The organism is Sphingomonas sp. 179-A 2A2 NHS, from assembly GCF_045371305.1.
Classification (GTDB): Bacteria; Pseudomonadota; Alphaproteobacteria; order Sphingomonadales; family Sphingomonadaceae; genus Sphingomonas.
Genome location: NZ_JBIQDE010000001.1, coordinates 365,386 through 379,694, shown reverse-complemented (window position 1 = coordinate 379,694; position 14,309 = coordinate 365,386). Strand labels below are relative to the sequence as shown.

13 protein-coding genes are annotated in these 14,309 nt (G+C 64.8%); 12 read left to right on the top strand and 1 reads right to left on the bottom strand.

The genetic code is table 11. From position 1 onward, the window contains the following. The 10 genes from nuoI to ACH0AE_RS01735 all read left to right on the top strand — a co-directional run bounded on the left by nuoI (position 1) and on the right by ACH0AE_RS01735 (position 10,313). A complete protein-coding gene (gene nuoI, locus ACH0AE_RS01780; protein WP_294445145.1) occupies positions 1–486 on the top strand; it encodes an NADH-quinone oxidoreductase subunit NuoI in 486 nt (161 codons plus the stop codon). A 39-nt stretch (positions 487–525) separates the two neighbouring features. Beyond that, positions 526–1,137 (top strand): NADH-quinone oxidoreductase subunit J, encoded by a 612-nt coding sequence (locus ACH0AE_RS01775; RefSeq protein WP_294445146.1) that lies wholly within the window; start codon positions 526–528, stop codon positions 1,135–1,137. A gap of 5 nt (positions 1,138–1,142) precedes the next feature. Beyond that, positions 1,143–1,460 (top strand): NADH-quinone oxidoreductase subunit NuoK, encoded by a 318-nt coding sequence (nuoK, locus tag ACH0AE_RS01770; protein ID WP_294445148.1) that lies wholly within the window; start codon positions 1,143–1,145, stop codon positions 1,458–1,460. A gap of 7 nt (positions 1,461–1,467) precedes the next feature. Further along, positions 1,468–3,549 carry an NADH-quinone oxidoreductase subunit L gene (gene nuoL, locus ACH0AE_RS01765; protein ID WP_406875395.1) on the top strand — a complete coding sequence of 694 codons (2,082 nt, stop codon included), beginning with the start codon at positions 1,468–1,470 and terminating at the stop codon, positions 3,547–3,549. 103 nt (positions 3,550–3,652) lie between these two features. Further along, on the top strand, positions 3,653–5,206 hold the full coding sequence (locus tag ACH0AE_RS01760; protein WP_406875394.1) for an NADH-quinone oxidoreductase subunit M: 1,554 nt from the start codon (positions 3,653–3,655) through the stop codon (positions 5,204–5,206). Continuing rightward, complete coding sequence (gene nuoN / locus ACH0AE_RS01755; protein ID WP_294444020.1) at positions 5,206–6,666, top strand: NADH-quinone oxidoreductase subunit NuoN; 1,461 nt, start codon at positions 5,206–5,208, stop codon at positions 6,664–6,666. Before ACH0AE_RS01760 ends, nuoN begins: the two co-directional genes overlap by 1 nt. Beyond that, the gene (locus ACH0AE_RS01750; protein WP_294444019.1) at positions 6,633–7,382 is read left to right on the top strand and encodes a biotin--[acetyl-CoA-carboxylase] ligase; all 750 of its coding nucleotides are present in this window, start codon (positions 6,633–6,635) and stop codon (positions 7,380–7,382) included. The genes nuoN and ACH0AE_RS01750 overlap by 34 nt, the downstream gene beginning before the upstream one ends. Positions 7,383–7,394: 12 nt before the next feature. Then, positions 7,395–8,180, top strand: a complete 786-nt coding sequence (locus ACH0AE_RS01745) for a type III pantothenate kinase (protein ID WP_294444025.1) — start codon at positions 7,395–7,397, stop codon at positions 8,178–8,180. A 219-nt stretch (positions 8,181–8,399) separates the two neighbouring features. Beyond that, positions 8,400–10,043 (top strand): ribonuclease J, encoded by a 1,644-nt coding sequence (locus ACH0AE_RS01740; protein WP_406875393.1) that lies wholly within the window; start codon positions 8,400–8,402, stop codon positions 10,041–10,043. 6 nt (positions 10,044–10,049) lie between these two features. Further along, positions 10,050–10,313 (top strand): DUF1467 family protein, encoded by a 264-nt coding sequence (locus ACH0AE_RS01735; protein WP_294444017.1) that lies wholly within the window; start codon positions 10,050–10,052, stop codon positions 10,311–10,313. A 46-nt stretch (positions 10,314–10,359) separates the two neighbouring features. On the opposite strand, the gene ACH0AE_RS01730 is transcribed toward ACH0AE_RS01735, so the two are convergent. After that, on the bottom strand, positions 10,360–12,642 hold the full coding sequence (locus ACH0AE_RS01730; protein WP_294444016.1) for a hypothetical protein: 2,283 nt from the start codon (positions 12,640–12,642) through the stop codon (positions 10,360–10,362). Positions 12,643–12,740: 98 nt separating this feature from the next. Here ACH0AE_RS01730 and ACH0AE_RS01725 point away from each other — a divergent pair, with 98 nt between their 5' ends. After that, positions 12,741–13,034, top strand: coding sequence for an Hpt domain-containing protein (locus ACH0AE_RS01725; protein WP_294444014.1), 294 nt, complete (start codon positions 12,741–12,743; stop codon positions 13,032–13,034). Positions 13,035–13,112: 78 nt separating this feature from the next. Further along, positions 13,113–14,291 (top strand): hypothetical protein, encoded by a 1,179-nt coding sequence (locus ACH0AE_RS01720; RefSeq protein ID WP_406875392.1) that lies wholly within the window; start codon positions 13,113–13,115, stop codon positions 14,289–14,291. Positions 14,292–14,309 lie beyond the last annotated feature (18 nt).

The window sequence follows — 14,309 nt, the reverse complement described above, 5'->3', positions numbered from 1 at the left end:
ATGGGTATCGCATCGACGATCAAGGCTTTCACTCTCTGGGAGTTCGTGAAGGCGCACGCCCTGACCTTGAAGTATTTCTTCAAGCCAAAGGCCACGATCAACTATCCGTTCGAGCGTAACCCCGTCTCGCCGCGCTTCCGCGGTGAGCACGCGTTGCGCCGCTATCCCAACGGCGAGGAACGCTGCATCGCGTGCAAGCTGTGCGAGGCCGTGTGCCCTGCGCTCGCGATCACGATCGAGGCCGAACCGCGCGAGGACGGCAGCCGCCGCACTACGCGCTACGACATCGATATGACGAAGTGCATCTATTGCGGCCTGTGCCAGGAAGCCTGCCCGGTGGATGCGATCGTCGAAGGCCCGAACTACGAATTCTCGACCGAGACCCGCGAAGAGCTGATCTACGACAAGGCCAAGCTGCTCGATAACGGGGATCGCTGGGAGCGGGCGATTGCGGCCAACCTTGCCGCCGACGCGGCATACCGATAGGCGGCGCGCGATGACGAACCATATTCCCGTGGTGACGGCATGATCCAGGCCATCGCTTTTTATCTGTTTGCGGTCGTCGTGCTCGTTTCGGGCGCGATGACGATCGCGTCGCGCAATCCGGTGCACAGCGTGCTGTGGCTGATCCTCGCGTTCTTTAACGCGGCCGGCCTCATGGTGCTCGTCGGTGCCGAATTCATCGCGATGCTGCTGGTGATCGTGTACGTCGGCGCGGTCGCGGTGCTGTTCCTGTTCGTGGTCATGATGCTCGACATCGACTTCGCCGAACTTCGCGCTGGTTTCGTTCGCTATTTCGGCATTGGCCTGGTGCTTGCCGTGGCGCTGGTCGCGGAGATCGTGATCGCGGTCTTCGCGTGGACTGCGGGGGGCGTCGATCTCGATCGTCGCGCCGCGCCGATCGATGCATCGGTGCCGAACATCCAGGCGATCGGTAACCTGCTTTACTCGCGCTATCTCTTCGTCTTCGAAGGCGCGGGTCTGGTGCTGCTGGTCGCCATGATCGGGGCGATCGTGCTGACTCATCGCCAGAGGCAGGGCGTTCGCCCGCAGAATATCGCGCAGCAGATTGCGCGCCGTCCGCAGGACGCGACGCGCAACGTGCGGCCGGAAATCGGACAGGGGGTGCAGCTGTGAGCGCCATGGCTTCAGGGGGCGTCGGCCTCATTCACTATCTTGTCGTGGCGGCGCTGCTGTTCACGATGGGCGTGCTGGGCATCTTCCTCAATCGCAAGAACATCATCGTCATCCTGATGGCGATCGAGCTCATCCTGCTCGCCGTGAACATCAATCTCGTCGCGTTCAGCGCGGCGCTGGGCGATCTCGTCGGCCAAGTGTTTGCGATGTTCGTGCTGACGGTCGCTGCCGGTGAGGCTGCGATCGGCCTGGCCATCCTCGTTATCTTCTTCCGCGGCCGGGGCTCGATCTCGGTTGACGATCCCAGCCGGATGAAGGGCTGATCCGACCGTGACCTCGATCCTCTTCATCGTCTTCCTGCCGCTGCTCGCTGCGGCGATCGCCGGCTTCGGCAATCGCTCGATCGGCAATGTCGCGGCCAAGGGCGTGACGACGGCGGCGCTGTTCGTCTCCTGCGCGCTGTCGTGGCCGATCTTCATCGGCTTCATGACGGGCAGCCTGTCGGCCACCGTCACGCCGGTGCTCCACTTCATGACGTCCGGCACCTTCAGCGCTGATTGGTCGCTGCGCGTCGACGCGCTGACCAGCGTGATGCTGGTGGTGATCACCAGCGTCTCCGCGCTCGTCCACCTCTATAGCTGGGGCTATATGAGCGACGATCCTGATCAGCCCAGGTTCTTCGCGTACCTGTCGCTGTTCACCTTCGCCATGCTGATGCTGGTGACGGCGGATAACCTCATCCAGATGTTCTTCGGCTGGGAAGGCGTCGGCCTCGCCAGCTACCTGCTGATCGGTTTCTGGTTCCGGAAGCCCAGCGCGCAGGCTGCCGCGATCAAGGCGTTCGTAGTCAACCGCGTCGGTGACCTTGGCTTCATGCTCGGCATCTTCGGCACCTATCTGGTGTTCGGCACCGTCTCGATCCCGGCGATCCTCGAAATGGCGCCGGGGATGGCGGGCTCGACGATCGGCTTCCTCGGCTATCGCTTCGATACGATGACCGTGCTCTGCCTGCTGCTGTTCGTCGGCGCGATGGGCAAGTCGGCGCAGCTCGGCCTCCACACCTGGTTGCCGGATGCGATGGAAGGCCCGACCCCGGTGTCGGCGCTGATCCACGCGGCGACGATGGTCACCGCGGGCGTGTTCATGGTCTGCCGCCTGTCGCCGATGTTCGAAACGTCGCAGACGGCGCTTCACTTCGTCACCGCGATCGGCGCCGCGACGTGCCTGTTCGCCGCCACCGTCGGCACGACGCAGACCGATATCAAGCGCGTGATCGCCTATTCGACCTGTTCGCAGCTCGGCTACATGTTCTTCGCCGCCGGCGTGGGTGCCTATGGCGCGGCGATGTTCCACCTGTTCACGCACGCCTTCTTCAAGGCGCTGCTGTTCCTGGGTGCTGGCTCGGTCATCCATGCGATGCACCACGAACAGGACATGCGTTTCTACGGTGGCCTGCGTAAGCACATCCCCCTCACCTTCTGGGCAATGCTGCTCGGCACGCTCGCGATCACCGGCGTCGGCATCTACGGCATCGGCGGTTTCGCCGGCTTCCACTCGAAGGACGCGATCCTCGAAGTGGCCTGGGCCTCGGGCCGCGGGCAGGGCGCCTTCTGGGTCGGCACCTTTGCGGCGCTGCTGACGAGCTTCTACTCGTGGCGCCTCATGTTCCTCACCTTCTGGGGCAAGCCGCGCTGGGCCGGGTCGGAGCATGTCCAACACGCCGTTCACGACGCTCACGGCCACCACGGCCATGACGAGGCGCATGGCCATGGCGACGCGGCGCACGAGGATGCCGGCCATTCGCCTGATGCTCACACGCGTGATGTTCGAGAAGTTCCGACCGGCACGGCAGGCTACCACCCGCACGAAAGCCCGCTTTCGATGCTGATTCCGCTGATCGTGCTCTCGATCGGCGCCGTCTTCGCCGGCTTCGTCTTCCACGGCTTCTTCATCGAGCCGGAGTCGGGCGAACGCTTCTGGCGCGGCAGCATCGCATTCAGCGAGCACCTTGCGCACGAGATGCACGCCGTGCCGCTGCTGGTGAAGCTGGCTGCCACGATCGTGATGATCATCGGCCTCGTGATTGCCTGGATGGCGTACATCTGGCGCACCGACATCCCGGCGCGCTTCACCGCGACGTTCGAGGTGGTCTACGATTTCGTGGCGCACAAATGGTACTTCGACGAACTGTACAACCTGCTGTTCGTCCGTCCCGCCTTCGCGATCGGGCGCTTCCTCTGGCACAAGGGTGACGAGGGTACGATCGACCGGTTCGGCCCCAACGGCGTGGCTTGGGTCACCCAGCTGTCCAGTCGTGTCGCGGGGCGGGTTCAGACGGGGTATGTCTACACCTATGCCTTCGTCATGCTGATCGGCCTTACCGCCGCTGCGACCTGGGTGATCGCCGGATGACGATCACCTCATTCCCACCGTTCGGGCTGCGCATGTCGAAGCCCATGTTTATCTCGCGGGCGCCACGCCCTTCGACTAGCTCAGGGCGAACGGACGTTAAGTCGTGACATCCTTTCCGATCCTCTCCGTGATGCTCGCAATCCCGGCAATCGCCGCGGTCGCCTGCCTCTTCCTGTCCGCGCAGAGCGCACGCTGGCTCGCGCTGGCGGCAACGCTGGCTGATCTCGCGCTTGGCGTGATCCTTTGGCTGAGCTTCGACATTGGCGGCGCGCAGTGGCAGTTCGTCGAATATGCGCCGGTTTTCGGCCGGTTCGCGTGGGCGCTAGGCATCGACGGGTTCGCGCTTCTGCTGATCATGCTCAGCGTGTTCCTGATGCCGATTTGCATCGGAGCGTCGTGGCAGGCGATCGAGAAGCGCGTGCCGGAATATATGGCGATGTTCCTGCTGACCGAGGTGCTGATGATCGGCACCTTCGCGGCGCAGGATATCTTCCTCTTCTACATCTTCTTCGAAGCCGGCCTGATCCCGATGTACCTTATCATCGGCATCTGGGGCGGGGCGAACCGCATCTACGCTTCGTACAAGTTCTTCCTGTACACGCTGCTCGGTTCGCTGCTGATGTTCATCGCGATGCTCTACATGAGCATCACCGCGGACACGACGTCGATCCCGGCGCTGATGAACTACGACTTCCCGGTCGATGTTCAGACATGGCTGTGGCTCGCCTTCTTCGCCTCCTTTGCGGTTAAGATGCCCATGTGGCCGGTGCACACCTGGCTTCCCGACGCGCACGTGCAGGCGCCTACCGCCGGGTCGGTCATCCTCGCGGGCGTGCTGCTGAAGCTGGGCGGCTATGGCTTCCTGCGCTTCAGCCTGCCGATGTTCCCGGAGGCCTCGGCTTCGCTCGTTTGGCTGATCTTCGGTCTCAGCGCCGTCGCGGTGATCTACACCAGCCTTGTGGCGCTGGTGCAGTCCGACATGAAGAAGCTGATCGCCTATTCGTCGGTTGCGCACATGGCAATCGTGACGGTCGGCCTGTTCGCGTTCAACGCGCAGGGCATCGAGGGCGCGATGCTCGTCATGCTGGGCCACGGTCTCGTCTCGGGCGCACTCTTCCTGTGCGTCGGCGTGATCTACGACCGCCTGCACACCCGCGAAATCTCGCGCTATGGTGGGCTTGCCATCAACATGCCGCGCTACGCCGTTCTGTTCCTGTTGTTCACCATGGCCTCGATCGGCCTGCCCGGCACCAGCAACTTCCCGGGTGAACTCCTGGCGCTGATGGGCTCGTACCAGGTGTCAACCACGATCACGCTGCTGTGCACGACCGGCATCATCCTTGGCGCCGCGTACATGCTGTACCTGTACCGCCGCGTCGTCTGGGGCGAGATCAAGTCGGACGAGGTTAGCGCCATGCCGGATCTGTCGAGCCGCGAGATGTGGCTCCTCGCACCGATCGCTGCCGTTGTTCTATGGATGGGCGTCTATCCGGAGAGCTTCATCGCGCCGATGCGCGCCGACACGCAGCGCCTGCTCGCTCGTATCGAGCGCGCGACGCCGCCGGGGGATTCGCTTCCCACCGAGGGTACGGGTGTCGTCCCCGCCGCGCACGCGGCTCCTTCCGCACATGATTCTGCCGCCGTGGAGGCGCACTGATGGACTATGCATCGCAGGTCGCGATGACCCTTCCCGAGATCGTGCTGGCGCTGGGTGCGTTGGCACTGTTGATGGTCTCGGCCTGGGCTCCAGCTTCGGCGACGCGCGCGCTGTCCTGGACGGCCGTGGCTATCCTCGGTGGTGCCTGCATCGCGCTGATGGGCCCCGCGACCACTGGCGGCAGCGCCTTTGACGGCATGTACCGGGCGGACGCCTTCGCCGGCTTTGCAAAGGTGGTGATCTACATCTCCGCTGCGGTGGCGATCATGCTCGCACCACGCTTCTTTGAGCGCACGTCGGGCGATGATCTTCGTCCGGAATATCCGGTTCTGATCCTGCTGTCGGCGATCGGCATGGGGATCATGGTTTCCGCTGGCGATCTGCTGACGCTCTACGTGGGCCTCGAACTGCAGAGCCTCGCCGCCTACGTGCTGGCCAGCTTCATGCGGCAGGACCAGCGCTCGGCAGAAGCGGGTCTGAAGTATTTCGTGCTCGGCGCACTTGCCAGCGGCATCCTGCTCTACGGCATCAGCCTAGTATACGGCTTCTCCGGCTCGACGCTGTTCGACGAAGTTGCGGGCGCCTATGCCACCGCGAACGTCGGCGGGGACACCAAGTCGATCGGCCTCATGTTTGGCCTCGTGTTCGTTTTCGCCGGTATTGCGTTCAAGATCAGCGCGGTGCCGTTTCACATGTGGACGCCGGACGTCTACGAGGGCGCACCGACGCCGGTGAGCGCCTTCTTCGCGTCGGCGCCGAAGGTTGCGGCGATGGGCCTCGCGGTACGCGTGGCGATCGAGGCAATGGGGCCGGCTGAGGACCAGTGGCGCCAAATCGTCATCTTCGCGGCGCTAGCGTCGATCATCTTTGGTGCTGTAGCAGCGATCGGCCAGAGCAACATCAAGCGGCTGCTCGCCTATTCGTCGATCAACAACGTCGGTTTCGCGCTGATCGGTCTTGCGGCTGGCACGCCTGAAGGTGTCGCTTCGGTGATGACCTACATGACGATCTACGTCGCGACGACGCTGGGCTCGTTCCTGGTGGTGCTGCAGATGCGCGATGCGCAGGGTCATCCGGTTGAGAGCATCGCGTCGCTCGCAGGCCTGTCACGCACGCGCCCGGCACTGGCCGCGGCCCTGGCGATCTTCATGTTCAGCCTCGCGGGCATACCGCCGCTGTTCGGCTTCTGGGCAAAGTTCGCGGTTTTCGACGCGGCGGTGCGCGCGGGCCTGTTCCCGCTGGCAGTGGTCGGCATCGCGGCGAGCGTGATCGGCGCCTATTATTACCTGCGTGTCGTCAAGACGATGTACTTCGACGAGCCGGGCGTGCCCTTTGGTGAAGGCGATCGCCTGGAGGGCGGGCTGATCGCGGTGGCTGCCATTGCGGTTTCGCCGCTCGGCTACCTGGCGATCCCGCTGCTCGGCGCGTGGTCGATGGCGGCGGCGCAAGCGCTGTTCTGATCGGTACCGATCTGTCCCGCATTTTGACGGTCGCCGAAACGGGTTCGACCAACGCCGATCTGCTCGCGCTGGCGGCGGAGGGCGTGGAGGAGGGGCTTTGGCTCCGTGCCGATCGGCAGACCGCCGGCCGGGGCCGCCAAGGCCGGCCTTGGACCTCACCCGCCGGCAATCTCTACGCCAGCACTCTGGTGCGGGTGCGGACGGATGATCCGTCCCCTGCTTCGTTGGCGCTGGTATGCGCGGTTGCCTTGGCCGATACGATCGCGGCGCTCGGCTGCCCGGCGGTGACGATCAAGTGGCCGAATGATCTGCTGCTTGATGGTGCAAAGCTCGCCGGTATCCTGCTGGAGCGGCAGGGGGACGCGATCGTTGCGGGTTTTGGAGTGAATCTCGCCTCTCATCCTGCGGTGGAGGGGCGAGAGACCGCCAGCCTCGCTGGCCAGTTGTGGGTTCATTCGGCAGCGGAACTCCACGAACATCTCATGGCGGAATTCGCACGCTGGCTCGTTATCTGGCGGCGGGATGGGCTGGCACCGGTGATCGAGCGATGGGAGGAACAGGCTCATCCGCGCGGCACCGCGCTGATCGCCAATCTGTCCGACGGATCGTCGGTTCCGGGCGCTTTTGATGGCTTGGCAAGTGACGGCGCGCTTCGGCTTCGCTTGGCGGACGGCGCCACGCGTGTCATCCATGCCGCCGACGTGTTCCTGGTCTAGGAGAGGATGAACATGCTGCTCGCCGTCGACGCGGGTAATACCAACGTCGTATTCGCACTGGTGGAAGGGCGCGAGATCAAGGCGCGCTGGCGCATTGCGACCGATCCGCGCCGCACGGCGGACGAATATGCGGTGTGGCTGAGCCAGTTGCTCTCGCTTGAGGGGTATGACCGCAGCGTGGTTGATGGCGTCATCATCTCCACGGTCGTGCCGCGTGCGCTCCACAATCTGGAAGTGCTGGCAACCAAGTACTTCCATCACGATGCGTTGATTGCCGGCCGCCCACCGGTGGAGTGGGGCGTGGCGCTCGACGTAGACGAGCCGCAGAACCTTGGCGCTGATCGGGCGGTGAATACAATCGCGGCGCATGCGTTGCACGCGGGTGACCTGATCGTCATCGACTTCGGCACCGCGACGACGCTGGACGTGTCCGACTTCAACGGCGCCTATAAGGGCGGCATCATTGCGCCCGGGATCAATCTGTCGCTCGATGCTTTGGTGAACGCCGCCGCCAAGCTGCCGCGCATCGCGATCGAGGCGCCAAAGGGGAATGTCGGGGTGATCGGCCGCAACACGGTCGATCAGATGAACATCGGCATCTACTGGGGCTACATCGCGATGATCGAGGGCTTGGTCAGCCGGATGAAGGCAGAGATCGGGCGCCCGGCAAAAGTGATCGCCACTGGCGGCCTTGCCACCTTGTTCGAGCAGCACACCGATGTCTTTGACGCGATCGAACCCGATCTGACGATCCAGGGGCTGGCGATCATGTGGGAGCGCGCCCATATCAAGCGGTGAGTTTTCGCGTCGCGCGTTCATTCACGGCATGTGGCCGGAATCGGTCGCTTCTCTCCGCTGAACGATAGCAGGAGTGACCGGGATCTGGCCGCATCAAAGTGGACGGGACCCGCGGCGTACACGAGATTGGGGAATGGCCTCCCCCTTGATCGAGGCTGAGCAAAACGAGGCGCATCCGTGTGCCTTCGTCCCGTGAGGCATGGGGCGAGCAAAAGGATTATGACAATTTCGAAGAACGAAGAACTTCTCTTCTGTGCCCTTGGCGGCTCGGGCGAGATCGGCATGAACGTCAATCTCTATGGTACTCGCAGCCGCTGGGTCATGGTGGATTGCGGTGTGACCTTCGCCGATCACAGCTACCCCGGCATTGATCTCGTGCTGCCAGACCTCTCCTTCATCGAGGACCGGCTGGAACAACTGGACGGCGTTGTCATCACGCACGGCCACGAGGATCACATCGGGGCGCTTCCCTATCTGGCGTACGATCTGGGCGTGCCGCTGTACGCGACGCCCTTCACGGCTGGGCTCGTGCGGCACAAGCTGGAAGAGGAACGGATAGCTGATCGGATCGACCTGCGCGTTATCCAGCCGGGTGCCCCGTTCAAGGTCGGGCCGTTCGGGTTTGAGTTTGTGCCGATGGCCCATTCGATCCCTGAGGCGAACGCGCTGATCATCGATACGCCGGCCGGCCGCGTGTTTCACACCGGTGACTGGAAGCTGGATGCTGCCCCGATCATCGGCAACCCCGCAACGGCCGAGCAGTTGACGACGATCGGCGATCGCGGCGTCGACGTGCTGGTGTGCGATTCGACCAACGTCTTCAACGCCGAGGCGTCGGGCTCGGAGAGCGACGTGCGCATCGGGCTTGGCGAGGCGGTGCGCAAGGCGCGCGGCCGTGTGGTGGTGACGACCTTTGCGTCGAATGCCGCCCGGGTCCAGACGCTCGGCCAGGTGGCGAAGGAGACTGGCCGCGCGCTGTGCGTCGCTGGCCGCTCGCTTGACCGGATCATCAAGGTCGCGCGGTCCTGCGGGTATCTGCGCGACTTCCCGGATACGATCTCTCCCGACGAAGCAATGCGGCTGCCGCGTGACAAGGTGCTGGTGATCGCGACCGGCGGGCAGGGTGAGGATCGCGCTGCGCTGGCGCGGATCGCCGGCGGGCAGCATCCGATCAAGCTGGATGCCGGCGACACGGTAATCTTCTCCTCCAAGCAGATCCCGGGCAACGAAGTGGCGATTGGCCGCATCCAGAACACTCTGGCGGGTCGCGGCGTGCAGATGGTCACCGAGAAGCAGGCGCATGTTCACGTTTCCGGCCATCCGGGGCGGCCTGAGCTCGCGCAGCTTTACGGCTGGCTGCGGCCGCGAGTCCTGGTGCCGGTACATGGCGAGATGCGGCACCTGATGGAGCAGGCACGCTACGGCCTGTCGCAGGGGATCCCGCGCACGATCGTCCAGACGGACGGGGAGCTTGTGCGGCTCGCACCCGGCGATCCCGAGAAGATCGGCCACGTGCCGGTCGGGCGGCTGGTGCTGGACGGTGACGTGATCCTGCCGGCCGATGGTGGCACGATCAACGAACGGCGCCGGCTGGGCGTCAACGGCCAGATTTCCGTCGCGGTTGCCGTGCGCGAGGACGGCCGGCTCGCGGGTCGTCCGCAGGTACGCTTCCAAGGCGTGCCGGTGGAGGAAGAGCGCGACGCGTTCGTTGCCGAGGCCGAGGACGCGGCGGAGGAAGCCGTCCGGACATCGCGGCGCGATCGGGATGGCATGCGCGAGGACGTGCGGCTTGCCGTGCGTCGCTGCGCGACGCGCTGGACGGGTAAGAAGCCGGTCGTCGACGTTCTGGTGCTGGAGGTTTGATCGATCATGTTGTGGACCTCTGCGGTCGCAATCTACATTCTCTTCTGGGCGTTCTCGGTGTTCCTCGTTCTGCCGTTTGGTGTGCGCACCAGCGAGGAGGCGGGGGCCGAAAGCCTGCCCGGGCACGCGGAGAGCGCTCCGCATGAATTCGCGCTCGGCCGACTGGTGATCCGCACGACCATTGTCGCGACGGTGCTTTTCACGCTTTACTATGCCAATTACGTCAACGGCTGGATCACGCCGGAGATGATCGATCTGACGAAGTACTGATCAACCGGCGTCGGCGCTTCCTTAAGAAGCGCCGACGCTTTCTTGATCAGCGCAGACGTTCGATGCCCTGTGCGAGGGCGACATAGAGCTTGCCCATGTCAGACGAGAGCAACGTCACGGCCAGCAACGAACCCTCGGGCTGCGCCAGGATGGTCCGCAGCATCGCCTCGAAATCGTGGATGTAGCGATTGACCTGGTCACGGAACGCTTCATCCTCATCATAGAAGCGTCCAATCTCGGCCTGCTGTACGCTATCAAGCAAGCGCACCGCGCGCCGGGTGAAGACGCCGCGGTCGCCCTTCAGATAAGCAGCCCAGGTGCTGTCGGCAACGTCCGGCGAGAAAGTGCGCGTGATGTCGATCGCGGCCGAGTTCATCGCGTCGATCAGTAGCGAGGCCCGGCGCGCGAAGCTCTCCTGCTGGCGATCCTCGATTTCCTTGCGCGCCACATCGAGCCGCGTGTCGACCATCGCCGCCGCCGCATCAAGGCCCTGAAGCTGCTGGCTGAGTCGTTCCGCCGCGCGATTTGCCGCGGCGACGGCCTCTTCGGCGGTCGTCTCGATCTGGGCGATCTGGCGATCGAGCCCGGCGTCCACCGCGCGCTGCAGTGCCGCCGTGCCGGACCTCTCCAGCGCCTCTGCCGCTTCCGGGATGACCTTCGCCAAGACCTCGCGGGCGTGTTCCGCCGCCTGAGTGGCGGTATCGCGGACCCGGAGCAGCGCTTCGAGCAGGCGAGGTGCGGCTTCCTCGGCGAAGCGATTGGCGCGGTCGGCCGCTTCATCGACCATCTGGCCCATCGCGTCCGCCTTGCTGCGCCCGTTCGATAGAGCATCGATCAGCGTGCCGGTCAGCGTGTCGACATTCTGCCGTTGATCGGAAATTACCTGAGCGATTGCCTCGATCGCCTCGTGCGTGCTTTCGGCCGCAGTAACGAGCGCCAACAGCTCTGGCTTCGCGGCCACCACCACAGCCTTTGCCGCGATCACCCGCGAATCGAGCCGGTCGACGGCAGCGGGGAGTGTTTCGTCAATTTCGCGGGCGGCGGCATCAAGCGCGACCAGCAGCGATTCGGTGGTGGCGATCGCCTTGTTGGCCATGGCATCACCGGCAGCGAGTGCCTGCGTCATCGCGTCGGCCGATCCGCCAAGTGCACTGATCGAAGCCGCGAGGTGCTGCGAACGCTCAACGCCGCGCTGGTGAAGGGCATCAAGCTGACTCTCGACGCGTGTCAGACCGCCTTCAAGACCCTGGATCAGCCCGTCGCCAGCGGCGCGCTGACAATCGAGGCGTTCGGCAATGCGGTCGATGACCTGTTCGATCGCCGTGATCCGGTCTGCCAGCGCATCGGCGCTGGTGCGTGCGGACGCATCGAGCGTCGCCTGCGTCGTGCCGACGAGAGCAACGGCGGCTTCGCTCTGCGCGGCGATCCCCTTGCGTGCGGCGTCCACCGCGCCTGCGAGGCGCTCGATGAGTGCGTCAACGGCTGCCGCCATGTCGCTAGTGGTTGATTGCAGCCGGGTGCCGGCGCCAACGCTCGTGGCTTCCATGCGATCAATGTGAGCGGCTAGGGCCTGGGCCGAACCGCCAGCAGCTGCCTCCGCCTCGCGCGCGCGCTCAGCAAGCGCGATGACTTGCGCATCGAGCGCTGCGGTGTGCTCGCCCGCGGCGAGAGCGGCGAGGTCGATACGCTCCGCCATGCCTTCCACCTCCGCCTGGACGCGCGGCATGGTGGTGAGGAAGCTGGTGAGGTTAGCCTGTGCGTTTGCGGCAGCTTCCGCCAGCGAGCGGGCATGGACGTCCGCCTGATCGATCTCTTCGGACAGGCCACGACCGACGGACGCGAGCTTCGCCGTAGCAGCATCACCGATCGAACCTAGCTGGCGTATTTGATCCGCAAGCCGCTCGCGGTTTGTCTCGAGTGCTGCGGCCAGTGCTGCGACCGAGCGTTCGAGGGCGGCTGCCTCAGCGCGCATCGCTCGGGCCGAGGCACCGAACCGCTGAGCCTCCGCGCGGCTGGTGCGAAGCGTAATGAGCCAGACGATCCCCGCTAGGGCGGGCAGCGAAACCAGAGCTGCCGCCAATTGCGCGATCGCGAACGGGGGCATGGCAGCGATGGTGTCGCTTGCGATCCATAGCAGCCCCGCCACCCAGATGAGCGAGATGCCACCCAGCACATATGGTGCCGCTGCCTGCCATCCCGTCGCGCGGTGTTTGTCCTCGCTCATGATGTACGGGTCTTCCGGGAGGAATGTCTCGAAAACCTGCGCTGGCGGCTCGACGTCATTGTGCTGCGTCTCACCCGTGTCACGCGTTTGCATATCGATAGTCACTGGCCCCCCGGTCATGGACTGAACCTAACAGGAAATCGGCGGTCTCAAAACGAATAGCGGCAACCTGCGATTAAGCGTTCCGCGCTAGCGCTACTCGGATGGCCTTTGATCCGGGAGCGATTGACGCCGCTTTGGCGGCAGCTGTGGGCGACGATCCGGCGTTGATCGCGGAACTGCGAGGGGCGTTCCTAGAGAGCGCCCAACGTGGGCTCGCCGCCGTTGAACAGGCGCGGGACGACGAGGAATGGCGCGCCGCTGCGTGGCGACTGAAGGGGCTCGCCGCGAGCTTCGGCGCAGTGCGGCTGATGACGTTGGCGACGGAAGCCGCCGAAAGCGAGCATGGGGACAGCGCCATGGTGAACCGCCTCAAGCGCGCCGTAGAGCGGCTGTAGCGCGCCGCCTCTTTTCGACTCCGGGGCGCAGGCCGCACGCCCGTTGCCCCGGCAGGTCGCAACTCGTAACAGCGCTCGATGCTCGCGGGGCTGATATTCGCCGTCCAGGATGCTGATGACCGCCCGGGCATGCTCGCGGCGACGCTGCCGTTCGCCGGAATGACGGTCATCGAATACCAGGCTCGCCTGCTGATCGCTGCCGGCGCCTCGCAGATCGTCATTGTTGTTTCCCGCCTGACGCCAGAATTGCTGGGTGCGATCGCGCGGATCGGGCGGCGCGGCGTGACCGTCGACAACGTGCGTAGTGCTGGTGAGGCATCGGCGCGCCTACATCCGCTTGCGCACCTTCTGGTGCTGGCCGACGGGCTTGTGACGACGGATGCGGTGGTCGCCTCGATCGCGCGCGAGGAAGGTGATGCGCTGCTTGTGGTACCCGAGAGTGAGGCGGACGCCGGCTATGAGCTGATCGGAGGCGGCGACGCTTGGGCCGGTATCGCGCGGTTGGATGGACTACGGCTTGCCAACGTCGCGGCCATGCCGCGGGATTACGACATTCAATCCTCGCTGCTCCATGTCGCCGCCCAGGCAGGCGCCATGCGGCTGGTTCTTCCTGAGGGCGAACAGCGAATCGGACACGGCATCGAGCGTCGCGGCGATTCTCTTGAGCTCCGCAGCCGGGCCGTCGTGTCTTCATCGCTGGCGACGCGTACCGGATGGTTCGACCGATGGATCGTCCGCCCATTCGCGCGGATTGGCCTGCCCGCGCTCATGCGCCGCCAATTGCCGACCACCGCGCTCGCCGGTGCTGCTGGTGCGCTTGGGCTGGCGGGCTGGGCGAGCCTCTGGACCGGGCATCTCACGGTCGGACTGATCTCGGCGCTTGTGGCGCTCGTCGTCGCTAAACTGGCCGGCAGCTTCGCTCGCCTGCGAGACGAGGCAGTGGTTGCGCAGGCAATGACGTGGCTGACTGCAGGCGTTCCTGCCGTCTCGGCTCTGTTGCTGGGGCGCGCGGTCGACAGCGAAACCGGAGAGCTGACCGGCGTCGTGCTAGCGATCGCGTCCGTGGTGGCGGGTGCGCTGGGCGAGCGGGCGGCGCCGTCTGATCGGCCGCAGTGGTGCGGCGACCCAGCGGCTTATCTGACGGTCTTAGCCACGGTGACGATCCTAGGCTTCCCGACGATCGCGCTCGGTGCGGTAGCTGTCTACGCCGCGGTGACGGTTGCGGCCGCGATCGAACTGTTGCGGGAACGACTTTAGCAGCCCTTTAACGAGGCG